15 protein-coding genes are annotated in these 16580 nt (G+C 74.8%); 5 read left to right on the forward strand and 10 right to left on the reverse strand.

The features are described from left to right. Positions 1 to 107 precede the first annotated feature (107 nt). The 5 genes from lanKC (at position 108) to GA0070614_RS03740 (ending at position 6607) form a co-directional block, all read left to right on the forward strand. Positions 108 to 2711, forward strand: a complete 2604-nt coding sequence (gene lanKC, locus GA0070614_RS03720) for a class III lanthionine synthetase LanKC (RefSeq protein ID WP_088974648.1) — start codon at positions 108 to 110, stop codon at positions 2709 to 2711. A gap of 72 nt (positions 2712 to 2783) precedes the next feature. Then, a complete protein-coding gene (locus tag GA0070614_RS03725) occupies positions 2784 to 2903 on the forward strand; it encodes a SapB/AmfS family lanthipeptide (protein WP_088974649.1) in 120 nt (39 codons plus the stop codon). 65 nt (positions 2904 to 2968) lie between these two features. Then, entirely contained in the window at positions 2969 to 3088 is a 120-nt protein-coding gene (locus tag GA0070614_RS03730) for a SapB/AmfS family lanthipeptide (protein ID WP_088974650.1), read from the forward strand. Between the two features lie 67 nt (positions 3089 to 3155). Beyond that, positions 3156 to 4823, forward strand: a complete 1668-nt coding sequence (locus GA0070614_RS03735) for an ABC transporter ATP-binding protein (protein ID WP_088974651.1) — start codon at positions 3156 to 3158, stop codon at positions 4821 to 4823. Next, positions 4820 to 6607 carry an ATP-binding cassette domain-containing protein gene (locus GA0070614_RS03740; protein ID WP_088974652.1) on the forward strand — a complete coding sequence of 596 codons (1788 nt, stop codon included), beginning with the start codon at positions 4820 to 4822 and terminating at the stop codon, positions 6605 to 6607. Before GA0070614_RS03735 ends, GA0070614_RS03740 begins: the two co-directional genes overlap by 4 nt. Here the strand turns inward: GA0070614_RS03740 and GA0070614_RS03745 are convergent. The 10 genes from GA0070614_RS03745 to GA0070614_RS03790 all read right to left on the reverse strand — a co-directional run bounded on the left by GA0070614_RS03745 (position 6537) and on the right by GA0070614_RS03790 (position 16578). Then, positions 6537 to 7157, reverse strand: coding sequence for a response regulator transcription factor (locus GA0070614_RS03745; protein WP_088974653.1), 621 nt, complete (start codon positions 7155 to 7157; stop codon positions 6537 to 6539). The two genes, GA0070614_RS03740 and GA0070614_RS03745, sit on opposite strands and share 71 nt — an antisense overlap. A 115-nt stretch (positions 7158 to 7272) precedes the next feature. Beyond that, positions 7273 to 7938 carry a LuxR C-terminal-related transcriptional regulator gene (locus GA0070614_RS03750; protein WP_172892361.1) on the reverse strand — a complete coding sequence of 222 codons (666 nt, stop codon included), beginning with the start codon at positions 7936 to 7938 and terminating at the stop codon, positions 7273 to 7275. A gap of 139 nt (positions 7939 to 8077) precedes the next feature. Beyond that, positions 8078 to 8605: a hypothetical protein gene (locus tag GA0070614_RS03755; protein WP_088974655.1), complete on the reverse strand. Its 528-nt coding sequence runs from the start codon at positions 8603 to 8605 to the stop codon at positions 8078 to 8080. Positions 8606 to 8619: 14 nt separating this feature from the next. Next, positions 8620 to 9390 carry a hypothetical protein gene (locus GA0070614_RS03760; RefSeq protein WP_157744932.1) on the reverse strand — a complete coding sequence of 257 codons (771 nt, stop codon included), beginning with the start codon at positions 9388 to 9390 and terminating at the stop codon, positions 8620 to 8622. Next, positions 9387 to 10640: an MCE family protein gene (locus GA0070614_RS03765; protein ID WP_172892362.1), complete on the reverse strand. Its 1254-nt coding sequence runs from the start codon at positions 10638 to 10640 to the stop codon at positions 9387 to 9389. Before GA0070614_RS03765 ends, GA0070614_RS03760 begins: the two co-directional genes overlap by 4 nt. After that, positions 10637 to 12013, reverse strand: coding sequence for an MCE family protein (locus tag GA0070614_RS03770; protein WP_088974658.1), 1377 nt, complete (start codon positions 12011 to 12013; stop codon positions 10637 to 10639). Before GA0070614_RS03770 ends, GA0070614_RS03765 begins: the two co-directional genes overlap by 4 nt. A gap of 20 nt (positions 12014 to 12033) precedes the next feature. Then, positions 12034 to 13284, reverse strand: coding sequence for an MCE family protein (locus GA0070614_RS03775; protein WP_088974659.1), 1251 nt, complete (start codon positions 13282 to 13284; stop codon positions 12034 to 12036). Beyond that, a complete protein-coding gene (locus GA0070614_RS03780) occupies positions 13284 to 14267 on the reverse strand; it encodes an MCE family protein (RefSeq protein ID WP_231933515.1) in 984 nt (327 codons plus the stop codon). The genes GA0070614_RS03775 and GA0070614_RS03780 overlap by 1 nt, the downstream gene beginning before the upstream one ends. Then, positions 14264 to 15298, reverse strand: a complete 1035-nt coding sequence (locus tag GA0070614_RS03785) for an MCE family protein (protein ID WP_088974661.1) — start codon at positions 15296 to 15298, stop codon at positions 14264 to 14266. The genes GA0070614_RS03780 and GA0070614_RS03785 overlap by 4 nt, the downstream gene beginning before the upstream one ends. Further along, positions 15295 to 16578 carry an MCE family protein gene (locus GA0070614_RS03790; protein WP_088974662.1) on the reverse strand — a complete coding sequence of 428 codons (1284 nt, stop codon included), beginning with the start codon at positions 16576 to 16578 and terminating at the stop codon, positions 15295 to 15297. The genes GA0070614_RS03785 and GA0070614_RS03790 overlap by 4 nt, the downstream gene beginning before the upstream one ends. Positions 16579 to 16580 lie beyond the last annotated feature (2 nt).

The following is a 16580-nucleotide window of genomic DNA, read 5'->3' on the forward strand; positions in this document are numbered from 1 at the left end:
CTTCGGCATGCGATTCTCACCATCAGTCCATGACTCATCACACTGTGCACAGTCCATGTCCGTCAGCAGGATTGACCTCAACCGATCAGGCGGTGGAGGCAGGCGACATGGATGAACGGTACGACTCGTACTGTGCGGTCGATCCGCTCTTCTACGACTCGTTGGCCAGCGCGAGCACCGAGGCCGCCGGCTACGCGGCGGACCGCCCGCTCCCGGACGGCTGGGAGTGCGAGGTCAAGGACGACTGGCTGATCCACGCCCCGGTCGACGGCACCCTCCCCCAGCAGGGCTGGAAGATCCACGTCTCGGCCCGACTGGAGAACGCCGAGCGGGTGCTGGCCCGGGTGATGGACTACTGCCAGCCGCGCGGCATCCCGTTCAAGCACCTGCGCGGGCCCCGGATGCTGCTCATGCGCAACAGCAAGTACGCCCGCCGGGGCGGCAGCGGCAAGTTCGTCACCGTCTACCCGCGCGACGACGCCGAGCTGGAGCTGACCGCCAAGGAGCTGGCGGCACTGCTCGACGGCGAGCAGGGGCCCTACGTCCTCAGCGACCTGCGCTACGGAGACGGTCCGGTCCACCTGCGCTACGGCGGCTTCGCCGCGCGCTACTGCGTCTCCGACGACGGCCAGGTGGTGCCGGCGATCGAGGACCCGAGCGGCACCCTGGTGCCCGACCGCCGCGACCCGGTCTTCCACGTGCCCGACTGGGTCACGCTGCCGGACTTCCTCGCCCCGCACCTGGCCGCCCGCAACGCGGCGAGCACCACCGAGCTGCCGTACCGGATCGAGAAGGTGATCCACTTCTCCAACGGCGGCGGCCTGTACGAGGCCCGCGACACCCGTACCGGGCAGCGGGTGGTGCTCAAGGAGGCCCGCCCGTACGCCGGGCTGGACGCCACCGGCGCGGACGCGGTGACCCGGCTGCGCCGCGAGGCGCAGACGCTGCGCCGCCTCGCCGACGTGCCGCACCTGGTCCGGGTGCACGACGAGTTCCACTTCGGCGGGCACGAGTTCCTCGCCCTGCGGTTCGTCGAGGGACGCCCGCTCAACCAACTGGTGGTGGACCGCTATCCGCTGGTGCACCTGGACGCCGACCGCGCCGAGTACACCCGGTGGGCGCTGGACGTGCACCGGCAGGTGGCCGAGGCGGTCGAGGCCATCCACGCGCACGGCATCGTCTACGGCGACCTGCACATGTTCAACATCATGGTCGGCGAGGACGGGGCGGTCACGCTGATCGACTTCGAGGTCGCCGCCCCCGTCGAGGAGGCGTCCCGGCCGGCGCTGCGCAACCAGGCCTTCGCCGCGCCCCGCGACCGCACCGGCGTCGACGTCGACCGGTACGCCCTGGCGTGCCTGCGGCTCGCCCTGTTCCTGCCGCTGACCGCCATGCTGCGACTGGCCCCGGCCAAGGCCCGGCACCTCGCCGACGTGGTGGCCGAACATTTCCCCGTCCCCCGCGACCTGCTCGACGCCACCGTCGCCGAGATCGCCGGCCCCACGGCGCACGACCGCACCGCAACGCCCGTCGACGACCACGACCACGCCGGGGCGCCCGTCGACGACCTCGTCCGGATCGAGCCGGACGACTGGCCGGCGCTGCGCGACCGGCTCGCCGCCGCGATCGCCGCCAGCGCCACGCCGCACCGCACGGACCGGCTCTTCCCGGGCGACATCCGCCAGTTCAAGGGCGACGACGGCGGGCTGGGCCTCGCGCACGGCGCGGCCGGGGTGCTCTGGGCGCTGCACGCCGCCGGCGCCGCCACCGACCCCGCGCACACCCGGTGGCTCGTCGACCGGGTCCGCGAACCGGCCTCCGGCAGCCGGCTCGGCCTCTACGACGGGCTGCACGGCATCGCGTACGTGCTGGACCTGCTCGGCCACCGCGAGGAGGCGCTGCGCCTGGTCGACCTCTGCCTGGCGCAACCGTGGACCGAACTCGGCAACGACCTCACCGGCGGCCTGCCCGGGATCGCGCTCAACCTGGCCCACTTCGCCGACCTCACCGGCGAGCGGCGTTACGCCGACGCCGCCCGGCAGGCGGTCGACCTGGTCGTCGGCCGGCTCGGCGACGTCGACTCGGTCGCCGAGGTCAGCGGCGGACGGCACCCGTACGCGGGGCTGATGCGCGGCGGCGCGGGAGTGGCGCTGATGCTGCTGCGCAGCTACGAACGCGACCACGACCCCGTCCTGCTCGACCACGCCGCGACCGCCCTGCGGCAGGACCTGCGCCGGTGCGTCCTGCGCGAGGCCGGGCACCTGGAGGTCGACGAGGGCTGGCGCACCATGCCGTACCTCGCCGAGGGCAGCGTCGGCATCGGACTGGTGCTCGACCAGTACCTGCGCCACCGCCCCGACGACGACCTGCGCGCCCGCGCCACGCAGATCCGCCGTTGCGCCGACTTCCCGTTCTACGCCCAGCCCGGCCTCTTCGCCGGCCGCGCCGGGATCGTGACCTACCTGGCCGAACGGGGTGAGCACGAGGCCGCGCGGGAGCAGGCCCGGCTGCTGAGCTGGCACGCCCTGCCGTACCGAGGGCTCACCGCCTTCCCCGGCGACCAGTTGCTGCGGCTGTCCATGGACCTGGCCACCGGCACCGCCGGCGTGCTGAGCGCCCTGGCGGCCACCCGCCCGGAGCGTCCGGTCCGGCTGCCGTTCCTGGCGCCACCGACCGGGACGACGCCCACCGCCGGCGCCACGGCCGGTTGACCGGCCCACCGACTCCCCGGGGGTCACCCCGGGGCCGAATGACCCGACTCATGTGGAAGGAGGTGCAACGACATGGCTCTGCTCGACCTCCAGGGGATGGAGCTGCCGGCCGCCGAGCGTACCGGCGGTGGCAGCCAGGCCAGCCTGCTGCTCTGCGGCGACAGCTCGCTGAGCGTCACCACCTGCAAGTGACCGCCGGGTCGTCGACCCGACGACCCTGACCGATCCGCACCATCGACCAAGAAAGAGGAACCGACATGGCTCTGCTCGACCTCCAGGGGATGGAACTGCCGGCCGCCGAGCGTACCGGCGGTGGCAGCCAGGCCAGCCTGCTGCTCTGCGGCGACAGCTCGCTGAGCGTCACCACCTGCCGCTGACGATCGGTTCGCCTGGCCCCGGGCCGGTTCACACCGGTCCGGGGCCGCGCGACGTGAGAGAGGTGCGATGAGCCCCGCCGACCGGCTCCTGCTGCGTGCCGTCGGGTCCGCCGGCTGGTGGACCCCGGTACTCGCGGTGGTGACCGTGGCCGGCGTGGCGGCCGAACTGGCGCTGCCCGCGGCCCTGGGACGCGCCGTCGACGCCGCCGTCGGCGCCGCCCCGGACGGCTCGTCGCGTCGGTGGCTCGTCGCGGTCGTCGGGCTCATCACCGTCGTGGTCGCCACCGGAGCGGTCCGCGACTACGGCACCGGCACGGCCACCGCCCGCTCCGTCGCCGCCCTGCGGCACACGCTGGCCCGGCACATCTTCGCCCTCGACCCGCGCACCGCGGCCCGCCGCCCGGTCGGTGACCTGGTGGGCCGGCTGGCCGGGCAGGTCGCCGACGCCGGCCAGGCCGCCCCGACCGTCGTCCTGGCCGCCACCGTGCTGCTGCCGCCCCTGGGCAGTCTGGTGGCGTTGACCCTGATCGACCCCTGGCTCGGCCTCACCTTCGTCGCGGGGCTGGTGCTGCTGGGCGTGCTGCTGCGCAGCTTCGTCGCCGACGCCTCCGCCGCCGTCGCCGGCTACCAGCAGGCCCAGGGGGACCTCGCCGGCCGGATGGTGGAAACCCTGGCCGGGGCCCGCACCATCGCCGCCGCCGGCACCGCCGACCGGGAGGTCGAACGGGTGCTCGCGCCCGTCGCGGCCCTGCGGGCGTACGGCGCGCGCACCTGGACCGTGCTGGCCGGGGCGGCCACCCGCGGGGCGGTGCTCAACCCGCTGCTGCAACTGACCGTCGTCGCGGTCGGCGGGCTGTCGCTGGCCGCCGGCCGGCTCACCCCGGGCGAGCTGCTGGCCGCCCTCCAGTACGCCGCGCTCGGCGCCGGCCTGGGCACCGTGGTCAGCACCCTGAACAAGGCGGTGCGGGTCCGGGCCGGCTGCCGGCGCGCCGCCGACGTGCTCGCCGAACCGGTCCGCCGGCACGGCGCCCGGGCCCTGCCCCCGGGGCCGGGCGAGCTGGAACTGCGCGGCGTCACCGTCCGCGGCGACGACGGACAGGTCCTGCTCGACCGGGTCGACCTGCGGGTCCCCGGCGGGGCGCTGCTCGTCGTCGTCGGCGCGTCCGGCGCGGGCAAGTCCCTGCTCGCCGCCGTCGCCGGACGACTGCGCGACCCGGACTCCGGCCAGGTACGCCTCGACGGCGTGCCGCTGCCCGAGCTGAGCGCGACCGCGCTGCACACGGCGGTCGGCTACGGCTTCGAACGGCCGGTGCTGGTCGGCGACACCGTCGGCGAGGCCGTCGGCTGCGGGGCCGACCCGGTGCCGGTGGCCACCGCCGCGGCCATCCACGACTTCGTCGACCGGCTGCCGCAGCGCTACCGCACCCCGCTGGTCGACGTCGCCATGTCCGGCGGGGAGCGCCAACGTCTCGGGCTGGCCCGCGCGCTGCGCGCCGAGCGGCTGCTGATCCTCGACGACGCCACCTCCAGCCTGGACACCGCCACCGAGTACCGGGTGACCCGGACGCTGACCACCGCGCAGGACCGGCGTACCCGCGTCGTGGTCGGCCACCGCGTCGGCATGGCCGCCCGGGCGGACCTGGTGGCCTGGGTGCACGGCGGACGCGTGCGCGCGGTCGCCCCGCACCGGGTGCTGTGGGACGACCCCGACTACCGGGCGGTGTTCCGGGCGTGAGCACGGTCGGCGAGGTGACCCGGGCCGCGCTGCGGCAGCGCCGCGCCGAGCTGTGGCGGCTCGCCGGCTGGTCGCTGGCCGAGGCGCTGCCGGCGATGCTGGCCGGGCTGATCACCGCGCGGGCCGTCGACGACGGCTTCCTCGCCGGCCGCCCGGCGACCGGGCTGCTCTGGCTGGGCCTGCTCGCCGTCGCCGTGCTCGTCGGCGCGGTCGGCACCAACCGGGCGTACGCCCTGCTCGGCGACGTGGTCGAACCGTTCCGCGACGACCTGCTGCGCCGGGTGGTCGCCGGTGCCCTGGCCGGCGCGACCGGCGGCCGGGGCGACGACGCGGCGGTGGCCCGGCTCACCCACCAGGTCGAGATGGTCCGCGACACCTACGCCGGCCTGCTGATGGTGGTACGCGGCTTCCTGTTCGCCGCCGGCGCCGCCCTCGTCGGCCTGTTCTCGCTGGCCGCGCCGGTCGCGCTGCTGGTGGCGGTGCCGGTGCTGGCCGGGCTGGGCCTGTTCGCCGCGGCCCTGCCGGCGATGGTGGCCCGGCAACGCGAGTACGTGCTCGCCGACGAGGACCTGGGCCGGGTCGCCGTCGCCGCGGTCACCGGGCACCGCGACGTCACGGTCAGCGGCGCGCGCGAGCGGGTCACCGGCTGGATCGGCGGGTACGTCGACGCCCAGGCCCGGGTGGAGCGTCGGCTGGCCACGATGGCCGTCACCCGGGGGCTGACGCTGGCCGTCGGCGGATGGCTGCCGGTGCCGGTGGTGCTGCTGGCCACCCCGTGGCTGCTGCGGCAGGGGCTCGGGCCGGGCGCGGTGCTCGGTGCCCTGGTCTACGTCGTGCGCGGGGTGCAGCCCGCCCTGCACGCCCTGGTCCAGGGGATCGCCGCCGGTGGGCTCCGCTTCGCCGTCACCCTGGACCGGCTGCTGCGCACCGGCGCCCCCGACCCGGCGCCCACCGGCGCGCCGGCCACCGCCGCCCCGGCCACGCCCCGCACCGACGCGGCGCTGTCCCTGCGCGGCGTGACCTTCCGCTACGGCCCGCACGCCGAACCGGTGCTCGACCGGCTCGACCTCGACGTGCCGGCCGGCGACCACCTGGTGATCGTGGGCGCGAGCGGGATCGGCAAGTCCACCCTCGCCGGGCTGATCGCCGGGGTGCTGCGCCCGCAGGCCGGCACCGTCCACCTCGGCGGACGGCCGGTGGCCGGTGCGACCCCGGCCGAGCTGGCCGGCCGGCGCGTCCTGATCCCGCAGGAGGCGTACGTCTTCACCGGCACGCTGCGCGACAACCTCACCTACCTGCGCCCGGACCTGCCCGACGCGGCGCTCGCCCGGGCGGCGGCCCGGCTCGGCCTCACCGGGCTGCTGGAGCGGCTCGGCGGCTACGACGCCACGCTGCGCCCGGCGGGCCTGTCCGCCGGGGAACGCCAGCAACTGGCGCTGCTGCGGGCCTGGCTGTCGCCCGCGCCGCTGGCGATCCTCGACGAGGCGACCTGCCACCTGGACCCGGCCACCGAGGCCCGGCTGGAGGCGGCCTTCGCCGAGCGCCCCGGGACGCTGGTGGTCATCGCGCACCGGCTCAGCTCCGCGCTGCGCGCCCGCCGCGTCCTGCTGCTCGACGGGCGCACCGCGCTGGTCGACACCCACCAGGGGCTGCTCGACCGCTCGGCGGCGTACCGGGAACTCGTCGGCTACGGGACGGCGGGCGTCGACGAGGTCAGATCCAGCCCGCCTCGCGGGCGATCCGCACCGCTTCCAGCCGGGTACGCGCCCCCGTCTTCGCCATGATCCGGGACAGGTGGTTGCGCACCGTGCCGGCAGACAGGGAGAGCTTCACCGCGATCTCCCGCACCGGATGACCCTCGGCCGCCACGTCCAGCACCTCCCGCTCGCGGGGCGTCAACGGGCTGTCGCTCATCTCCAGCACCGCGACGACCAGCTCCGGGTCGAGGACCACCTCGCCGGCCGCCAGCTGACGCACCGCCTCGGCGATGCGCCCGGGCGGCACGTCGTGGCTCAGGAAACCGATGCGCCGGCCGTGCTCGGCGAGCACCGGCGCCAGGCGGGCGGTCCGCCGCTGCTCGATCAGGACCAGCAACCGGGTGGTCGAGTCGGTCCGGCCGGTCGGCTCGGCGGACACCAGCTCGGTGAGGTGTTCCAGGGTCAGCGTGTCGACGTCGACGACGGCGACGTCGGGACGCTCGGCCCGTACGGCGGCCCGGAACTCGTGCGGCGTCTCCACCTCCCCGACGACCTTGATGTCGTCCTCGGCCGCCAGCAGGCGGGCGAGCGCACCCCGGACCAGCCCGCCCTGGAGCGCGAGCAGCGTGCGGACCATACAGGACTCCCCGTCAACAACCCCCGCTGCCTGACGTGCCGTGCGCAATTGATGACGCACGGTCAGGAATCCTATTGAAAGGACTCCCTACACGGAAGCCACGGTCAGGATGTCGTCAGATCCAGCCCGCATCCTGGGCACGCTGGACCGCCTCCCACCGGTTGCGCCCACCGGTCTTGCGCAGCAGCGCCGAGACGTGGTTGCGCACCGTCCCGGGCGCCAGGTGCAGCTGGGCGGCGATCTGCCGGTCCGGCAGCCCGCGCGCCGCCGCGGCGGCCACCTCCCGCTCCCGCTCCGTCAACGGGTTCACCGCCGCGTCCAGCGCGGCCAGCGCGGCCTGCGGGTCGATCGTCCGCTGCCCGTCGGCGACGGCACGCAACTGCTCGACCAGCTCCTCCGGCGGCACGTCCTTGCCGATGACGCCCCGCACCCGGCACCGCAACGCCCGCCGCAGCGTCCGCGCGGTGCGCCGGGCGGTCAGCCCCACCACCGCGCAGTCGGGCAGCCGCGCGTACAGGCGGCCGGTCAGGACACCGAGGTCGTCCACCGTGTCCAGGTCGACCAGCACCAGATCCGGTCGCCCCGCCGCGACGGCCGCCACGGCGTCCTGGTCCGGGTCGCACTCCCCGACCGTCCGGAAGCCCGGCGTGGCGGCGAGGACCGCGACCACCAGCGTCCGCAGCAGGCCCGGCTCCGCGACCAACGCGACCCGCACCGCCGCGTCCGCGACGCCCGGTCGGTCCGCGACCGGCCCCGGGGCGTCCCGCACGTCGTCGTCCACAGCGTCACGATGCCCTGAGCTCATCGGCTCATCCCTTCCCGGCGGCCCGAACGACCGCGACGGCGTCGGCGGCCCGGGCGGGTCGAACGCCCGCGCCGGCCGCCCCAGCAGGTGGGCGGGCCGGCACGGGCACGATTCGTCAGATGGCGGTGGCGTGGGAGACCTTCCACTCCCCGTCGACCGGGACCAGGGTGAGCACCACCCGGTTCTGGTCGACCTTCTCCCCGGCCGTGCTCACGTTGCGCCGGTACTGGTTCAGGTACACCAGCAACTCGACCCGGTCGTCGGTGGCGGTGACCACCGCCGTGGCGGACACCTCCGCCGCGACGACCGCCTGCTGCTCGGCGGCGGTCTGCTTCAACGCCGAGGTGGTCTGCTCGTACTCCGCGCCGAACGAGCCGGTGACGAAGGTGCGGCCGTTGGCGATGCTGTCGTCGAAGGTGCGGTGGTCGTAGGAGAAGATGGCCTTGGCGGCGGCCGGAGCGGTGGCCAGCGCCTGACGCACCGCCGCGTCCCGCCGCTGCGCGCGGTGCTCGCCCCACCAGCCGAGGCCGGCGACCGCCGCGGCGACCACGATCCCGACGACCAGGGCGGGCACGAGCCCGACCCGGACGCGACGCCGCCGCAGGACGCGCAGCGGGCGCGCGAGGCTGTTCAGGATACCCACGGGTGCTGCCCCTCTCATCCGACGAACTGCAACCGGGACACCAGCCACCTGCCGGAGTCCCTGTCGTGGACCATGTCCATCTGGATCCGGTAGTGCGACGGCCGACCTTCGGGCGACTTGACGTTGCGGACGGTGGCGTCGACGGCCACCAGCACGACCGCCCGGCGGCGATCGCCGGAGACCAGCCCGGCCCGGAGCACCGCGCCGCGCGAGTCGACCTTGTTCTCCACGACCGCGGTGCGCACCTGCGACTGCCCCCGGGTGAACTCCTCCCGGAAGTCGCCGGTCGCCCCGGCCGTGATCCGCTGCATGTCCCGGTCGACGCTGCCCGCGCTGACCGAGACGAAGTTGACCGCGGCCTGCTTGGCGGCGGCGACGGCCTCCTGCCGCGCCTGCTGCGTCGCCTGCTCGACGTACCAGCGGTGACCGGTCATCCCGGCCACCGCGACCGTCGCGACGAGCACGACCACCAGCAGCGCCACCAGCGGTCGACGGCCTCTCCTCCGGTCGCCGTCGGCGGGCTCCTCGCGCGGGGCGACACCGCCGGCCCGCCGCGCCGGCTCGTCGGAGGCGGCCGGCTCGTCGAGGTCCGGCAGATCCTCCTCCGGCTCCCCTTCGATGCGCCGCAGCAGCTCCTCCAGCGGCTCCACGGGCGTGGGAAGTCGGCGGGAGACGACCCGGCGCGGCACCGTACGGCCGGGCGTCGCGGGCTTCGCCCCCTTGATCACTTTCAGCGTGTGGTTCCTGCGGGCCTGCATGGCCGCCTCCTTCTCCACGCTCGTCACGGCGTCACCCCGGCGAGCAGCAACTGCTTCCACGACTGGTCGCCGGCCATCCGGGCCTGCCCGCCGGTCCCGCCGAACTGCAACGGCCGGCCGTCGGCGCCGAGCGCCATGCCGGTCGCCGGGTCGTACCCGCCGCCCTCGACGAAGGTGTACGGCGCCGGTTCGGCGGTGTCGGCGGGCGCGGCCGGCCGGCCACCCGGCCGGGGCGCGTTGCCGGCCCCCCGCACGCTCGCGCCGGCCGCCTGCTCCCCCGCGCCGCACCGGGCGGTGCCGCCGCGGTACACGCACGACGGCGGGTCCCCGGCGTTGAGCACGAGACCGAGGTGGGCCGTGCCGTCGCCGGGGGTGACCGTGAATCCGCCGGCGACGGCGATCGGGAAGACCACCAGCAGTTGCTCGATGCCGGGCAGCCGGCGCGCGGCGATGCCGTTGACGGTCACCAGGTTGCCGAGCAGCGCGCCGATCGTCGGGTCCAGGCCACGCAGCAGCGCGACCAGCTCCTGCCCGGCCGGCGGTCCGGCCGCGAGCAGCCGCCGCAGGTCCGGATCGGCCTGCCGGACGGTGGCCGCCAGCCGGGCCAGGCCCGCGCTCCACCTCCGCAACGCCTCGGCCGACTCGGCCTGGGTGGTGAGCACGGTACGGGCGTCCCTGATCAGCGCGAGCGTCTCCGGCAGCCGGGCGTCGGCCTCGCGCAGCAGCGCGTCGCCGGCGTCGAGGATCCGGGCCAGCGCCTTCTCGTTGCCCTCGAACGCGGTGCCCAGTTCCGTGATCAGCACGCTCAGGTCCTCCGGGTCGAGGGAGCGGACCAGCGCGTCGAGGTTGCTCAGCAGCGTCTCCGGCGCCAACGGGACTCCGGTGCGATCGGCCGGGATCACCGCGCCGTGGCGCAGGTACGGCCCGCTGTCGCGCTCCGGGCGCAGGTCGACGTACTGCTCGCCGACGGCGGAGCGCTGCGCCACCACGGCCCGCAGGTCGTCGGGGACCTGGGTGCCGCGACGCAGCCGCAGGTCGGCACGGACCCCGTCGCCGCGCAGGGTCACCGCGGTGACCCGGCCGACCGGAACGCCCCGGTAGGTGACGGGCGCGTTGGTGAAGATGCCGCCGGCCCGGACCAGCTCCATGTGCACGACGTAGCTGCCGCCGAGCAGCCGGTCGCCGAGCCCGACGTAGCGCACCCCCACGTAGCCGACGCCCAGGACGCTCACCAGCACGAAGGCCAGGACCTGAAGTTTCGCGGTACGTCCGATCACGGCCGCAGCCCTCCTCCGAGGATGTCGGGCAGGTCCCCGATCCGTCCGGTCACCGCGCCGGTCACCGGCAGCACGCACTGCGCCGACATGACCGTGCCGGCGGGCAGCTCGGTCCCGGCGGGCAGGGCCGTGCCGGGCGGCACCACCCCCTTGGGCAGGATCAGCCCACCGACGGGCACCGGCGAGCCGGGTCTGAGCAGGACGCACCCCTCCGGCAGCAGGCAGTCGCGCGGCGGTGTCCAGGTCGCCGGGAAGTCCTCCGGGTCGGGCAGGCACCTGGTGAGCGGCAGCTGCGGCAGTGGACCGGCTCCCGGCGACGGGCCGGTCGCCGGGCCACCGGGCTTCGGCGCCGTCGCACCGGTCCTCGGCGGCGCCACCGGGCGGGCCGGTGCGGGCGCGGCGGCGACCAGGTTCGCCAGGATCGACGCCGAGTCGAGGTCGGCGGTGACGGAGAGGTTGACGAAGTCGCCGACGATCGCGCCGGTGACGTTCGGCGGGAACGGGTACGACAGCATGAAGTCCAGCGACTTCGGCAGGTCGTCACCGGCGCGTGCCAGCTGCTCCAGGATCGGTCGCAGGGCCTTGAGGTCGGCGAGGGTGTCGTCGCGGCTGCGGTCGACGACCCGGGTGCCGACCGTGCCGAGCTTGCCGAGCGCGGTCAGCGCGCCGGTCAGCTGGGCGCGCTGGCGGGCCAGTACGGTCAGGCCCGGGGCGAGGGAGTCCACCGCCTCGCCGAGCACCGTCTTCTGCCGGTGCAGCCGGGCGCTGAGCCGGTCGAGGGCGTCGAGGGCCCGGACCAGATCCGCCTTCTGCCGGTCCAGCCCGCCGATGAACTCGTCGAGGCGGCCCAACGCGTCCCGCACGGCCGGTTCCCGCCCGTCGAGCGCGGCGCCCAACTCCCGGTTGATGGTCCGCAACTGGGCGAGCCCGCCACCGTTGAGCAGCAGTCCCAGGGCGGCGAGGACCTCCTCCACCTCCGCGCCGCGCGCGGTGCGCGACAGCGGGATGACGTCGCCCTCGGCGAGCCGGTCACCGGACGCGCCGGTGGGTGGCGCGGCGACGGTCACGTACTTCTCGCCCAGCAGGCTGCTCTGCCGGACGGCGGCGGTCGCGTTGGCCGGCAGCCGCACGTCGGCGTCGAGGCGCAGGGTGGCCCGCGCGGTCCAGCCGGCCAGCGAGATCCTCTCCACGCTGCCGACGGTCACGTCGTCGACCTTGACGGCGGCCTGCGGCACCAGGTCGAGCACGTCGCTGAACTCGGCGGTGACCGTGTAACCCGCGCCCTGCGGGGCGCCGCCCGGCAGCGGCAGGTCGGCCAGGTCCGGCAGGCCGCACCCGGCCGGGACCAGCGCCACCAGGACGGCGCAGGCCATCACCCGCGATGCCCGCCGCCTCACCGCGTGCCCCGCAGGATGCCGCCGAGAGTGGGGTCGCTGGTGATGCCGGAGCCGCCCGGCGCCGGGTCGGGGATCGACGCACCGGGGGAGCTGATCGAGGGATCATCCGGTGGGGACCCGCCGGTCGCCGGGGCGCCGGGCGGCAGCTTGAGCAGCTTGCGCAGCTGATCGGTCAGGGGCAGCCCGCGCGCGTGCAGGGTCTGCGCCAGCGCGGTGCACTTCGCCGGCACCTGGGCTGCGGGGACCTGGTCCACCAGCAGCGAGCAGGCGAAAGCGGCCGGGTCGTACGGGCCCATCAGGTTGTCACGGGTGTCCAGGGTGCCCGAGCGCGGGTTGTAGGCCAGGTTGAGGTTGCTCAGGGCCAGCGGCGCGACGTCGAGGATGTCGATGACCGCACGCTGCTGGCGGACCAGCACGCCGGTGATCTCCCTGAGCGCGGCGACGTTGGAGGTCAGCGTGGACCGGTTCTGCCGGACGAACACGGTGACCTTGTCCAGCGCGGTGGCGAGGTTGCGCAGCGCGGCGGCCAGTTCGTCGCGTTGCCCGGCCAACTGCTCCGCGACGTCGGCCAACTGCCGGTTGAAGGCGCGCACCTGGGTGTCGCTGCGGGCCAGCGCGGTGGTGAAGCGTTGCAGGTTGACCACCGTGCCGAAGACGTCCTGACGGCCCTCCGAGAGCACGGTCAGCGACCGGGACAGCCCGTCGAGGGTGTCGTGCAGGTTCTGCCCGTTGCCCTCCAGGTTGGCCCGGCCCGTGGACACCAGGTCGGACAGGGCCCCGTCACGGTTGGCGCCCTGCGGGCCGAGCAGCCGGTTGAACTCGTCGAGCGCCTGGTAGATGTCGTCGATCTCCATCGGCACGGCGGTGCGCGCCAGCGGGATCTCCGCATCGTCGTCCAGCGTGGCGCCACCGGCGTAGGCGGGGGTGAGCTGCACGTACCGGTCGCTGACCACGCTGGGCGGGACGATGAGCGCCTGCGCGTCGGCGGGGATCTCGATCCCCGGGTCGTAGCGCATCGCCACCTCGACGGTGCGGCCCCGTGGGGTCACCGCGACGACCTCGCCGACCCGGACGCCCAGCACCCGCACGTCGGAGCCGGGGTACACCCCGACCGCGCGGGTGAAGTGGGCGACCACCCGCCGTGGGGGCGGGTCGTCACCGACGACGACCACGCCGGCGGCGACGGCGACCAGCAGGGCGGTGGCGACGGCGACCGGTCGTCGCCAGCGCCGGATGGGACCGGACATCAACGGCCTCCCGTCGTGGGCTGGTACGGCTGCAGCAGCCCGGACACGTAGGAGTCGAACCAGCGGCCGTTGCCGACCACGTTGGCGAACGTGGTGACGAACGGGCCCATCCGCTGGATCGTCTTCTCCAGGTCGTCGCGGTTGCGTTGCAGCACGGCGACCACCTCGCGCAGCTTGCGCAGCGCGGGCGTGAGCGTGGCGCGGTTGTCGTCGACCAGTCCGGACAGCTCGGTGGCGAGCTTGTCGGTGCCGACGAGCAGTTTGTGGATGGCGTCACGGCGTCGCTTCACCTCGGCCAGCAGCGCCTCACCGTCGCGGACCAGCTTGCGGAACTCCTGGTCGCGGCTGGCGAGCACACCGGTGACGGTGCGGGCGCGGGCGAGCAGCGCGCGCAGCTCGGCATCGCGTCCGGACACGCTGCGCGACAGCCGGGAGAGCCCGACCAGGGAGGCGTTGACGCTGGAGGGGGTGTCGGCGAACGTCTCCGACAGGGTGGTGAACGCCTTGGCGAGCTGCTCGGTGTCGACCTTGTCGAGGGTCTCGGCGAGACCGGTGACCGCCTGCACCACGTCGAACGGCGCGGCGGTGCGCTCCAGCGGGATCAGCCCGCCCTCGCGCAGCCGTCCCGGCCCCGCCGGCGTGAGGGCCAGGTACTTCTGCCCGAGCACCGTCTTGATCCGGATCGTGGCGCCGGTGTCGGCGCCGAGGCGGACGCTGTCGTCGTCCACCCGGAACCGGACCCGGACGTGCGGCGCGCCGTCGCCGGCGAGCTGCACGGCGGTCACCTTGCCGACCCGCACTCCGGCGACCCTGACCTCGTTGCCGGTGGTGAGGCCGCTGGCGTCGCGGAAGGCGGCCTGGTAGGCGCGGCCGGTGAGGTCGGCCAGCCGGTCGAGCTGGAAGGCGCCGAGCAGCGCCGCGACGACCAGGCTCAGCCCGATCGCGCCGACGACGACGGGGTTGCGTTCCCGGAACGGTGTCACTGGCTGCCTCCGCCGGCGCATCGGGCGGCCGGGGCGCTGAAGGTGGGCAGGTCGAGCGGCGCCCGGCCGGACACCGCCACGTTGCCGTCGAAGTCGCAGAGGTAGAAGTTGAACCACGAGCCGTGCGACGCGACGCGGGTCAGCGACTCGTACCGGTCGGGCAGCCGGCCGAGGGTGCCGTCGATGACGGCCGCGTTGCGTTCGAGGGTGCCGGCGAGCTTGTCCAGGGCACGGACGTCGGCGGCCAGCGGTGGGCGTGCCTCGTCGAGCAACGCGGACGTGGCGCTGGTGAGTTCACCGAGGCTGACCAGCGACTCGCCGATGGCCTTGCGGTCGGCGGAGAGCCCGGAGACGAACTGTTGCAGTTGGCTGATGCTCTGGTCGAGGTTGCGGTCCCGTTCGGCCAGGGTGGCCAGCACGCCGTTCAGGTTCGTGATGACCCGCCCGATGACGGCGTCCCGGTCGGCGAGGGTGTTGGTCAGCGACGCGGTGCGGCGCAGCAGGCTGCCGACCGTGCCACCTTCGCCCTGCAGCACCTGGATGATCTCGTAGGCGAGCTTGTTGACGTCGTCCGGGTCCAGTGCGGTGAACAGCGGCCGGAACCCGTTGAACAGCACGGTCAGGTCCAGCGCCGGCGTGGTCTGCGCCAGCGGGATGAGGCCGTCCGGCCGCAACGGCCGCCCCTCCCCCGGCCCCTCGCTCAGCGCCACGTACCGCTGGCCGACCAGGTTCCGGTAACGGATCTTGGCGCGGACGCTGGTGGCCACCGGCACGTCGTCGGTGACGGTGAACGCCACCTCGGCGACGGTGTCGTCGACCACCCTGATGTCGCGCACCCGGCCCACCTTCACCCCGGCGATCCGTACGTCGTCACCGGCGAGCAGGCCGGTGACGTCGGTGAACCGGGCCCGGTAGGTGACGCCGCCCGGCGGGAACGCGCCGAGGGTCTGCGCCAGCATCGCGGTCAACAGCAGCGTCACCGCGGCGAAGAGCACCAGCTTCAGCAGCGGCGTCGTCGTCCTCGTGCTCATCGGGCGTTCACCACCCCACCGCGCAGCAGCGGCCCCCACAGCAGCACCGCGATGTCCGGGACCTCGGCCGGCGGGGTGCCGGTGACAGCGCCCACGAGGGGCTTGACCAGGGCCCGTTCCTCCACCGTGCCGGCCCGGCCCATGTCGACGGACCCGCCACCGGGCGCGGGCGCGCTCACACCGACGGGCAACGGGGTACGGGGACGGTCCCCGCCGTAGTCGTACCCGTCGTCGACCGGCACCTGCGGCGCGGGCCGGCCCGGGTCGGGCAGGCCCCGGCAGTGCGGGCCGTCGTCCGCGCCGTAGACCGGCTCGTCGCGTCCCTTCTCGTACTTGCCGCCGTCGCGGGTGACCTCGAGGGTGATGTGCATCCGCCCGCCGGCGAAGACCTCCTCGACGCGCGGTTGCAGGGCGACCAGCCCGCTGACCAGACACGGATACTCGGGGGCGTACGCGGCCAGCAGTTCCAGCACCGGCCGGCTCACCCGGCCCAGCGTGATGAGCTGCTCGCCGTGCCGGTCCAGGAACCCCCGGGTGACGTCGGCGGTGTCGGTGGCCCCGGCGAGGAACGCCGCCAACTGTCCACGCTGGTCGGTGACCGTGCGGGCGGTGACGGTCACGTCCCGCAGCAGGGCGAGCAGGTCGGGCAACGCGACGTCGTAGCTGTCCAGCACGACGGCGAGCTTGCGGACGTCCTCGGCGATCTCCGGCATCGCCGGGTTGAGCTTCCTCAGGTACGCCTCGAGTCGCACGATGTTCGCGCCGAGCTGCTCGCCACGTCCCTCCAACGCGGTGGCGATGGCGCCCAGCGTCGCGGCGAGCTGATCGGGTCGGATCGCCTGCAACAGCGGCAGCGCCTGGTCGAGCACCCGCTCCAGCTCCACCGCCGTACGGCTGCGGTCCTGGGTGATGACCGCCCCGTCCCGCAGCGGCGCGCCGCTACCGCCGCCCCGCGGCACCAGTTCCACGTACCGCTCCCCGAACAGCGTCTTGGGCAGCAGCCGGGCGTCCACGTCGGCGGGGATCCGCGCCGTCGTGCCGGGGTCCAGGGCCAGCCGGACGACCGCGCCGGCGCCCCGGCTGCCGACCGAGCGCACCTCGCCGACCACGACGCCGCGGACCTTGACGTCGGCGCCCGGACTGAGCTGCAACCCGGTCCGGTCGACGTGCACGGTGACCCGGGCGACCGGGGTGAACGCCTTGCGGTACTGCAACACGGAGGCGGTCAGCGCCGTGGCCAGCACGGCGATGAAGACGACGCCCAGCAGTCGATGTCTCATGC

It is taken from the genome of Micromonospora coxensis (assembly GCF_900090295.1).
GTDB lineage: Bacteria > Actinomycetota > Actinomycetes > Mycobacteriales > Micromonosporaceae > Micromonospora > Micromonospora coxensis.

Excerpts from the sequence above, each read along its gene's own strand:
- GA0070614_RS03735 (WP_088974651.1), top strand. The coding sequence starts at position 3,156 with ATGAGCCCCGCCGACCGGCTCCTGCTGCGTGCCGTCGGGTCCGCCGGC.
- GA0070614_RS03730 (WP_088974650.1), top strand. The coding sequence starts at position 2,969 with ATGGCTCTGCTCGACCTCCAGGGGATGGAACTGCCGGCCGCCGAGCGT.
- GA0070614_RS03785 (WP_088974661.1), bottom strand. The coding sequence starts at position 15,298 with ATGAGCACGAGGACGACGACGCCGCTGCTGAAGCTGGTGCTCTTCGCC.
- GA0070614_RS03775 (WP_088974659.1), bottom strand. The coding sequence starts at position 13,284 with ATGTCCGGTCCCATCCGGCGCTGGCGACGACCGGTCGCCGTCGCCACC.
- GA0070614_RS03790 (WP_088974662.1), bottom strand. The coding sequence starts at position 16,578 with ATGAGACATCGACTGCTGGGCGTCGTCTTCATCGCCGTGCTGGCCACG.
- GA0070614_RS03725 (WP_088974649.1), top strand. The coding sequence starts at position 2,784 with ATGGCTCTGCTCGACCTCCAGGGGATGGAGCTGCCGGCCGCCGAGCGT.
- GA0070614_RS03745 (WP_088974653.1), bottom strand. The coding sequence starts at position 7,157 with ATGGTCCGCACGCTGCTCGCGCTCCAGGGCGGGCTGGTCCGGGGTGCG.
- GA0070614_RS03770 (WP_088974658.1), bottom strand. The coding sequence starts at position 12,013 with ATGGCCTGCGCCGTCCTGGTGGCGCTGGTCCCGGCCGGGTGCGGCCTG.
- lanKC (WP_088974648.1), top strand. The coding sequence starts at position 108 with ATGGATGAACGGTACGACTCGTACTGTGCGGTCGATCCGCTCTTCTAC.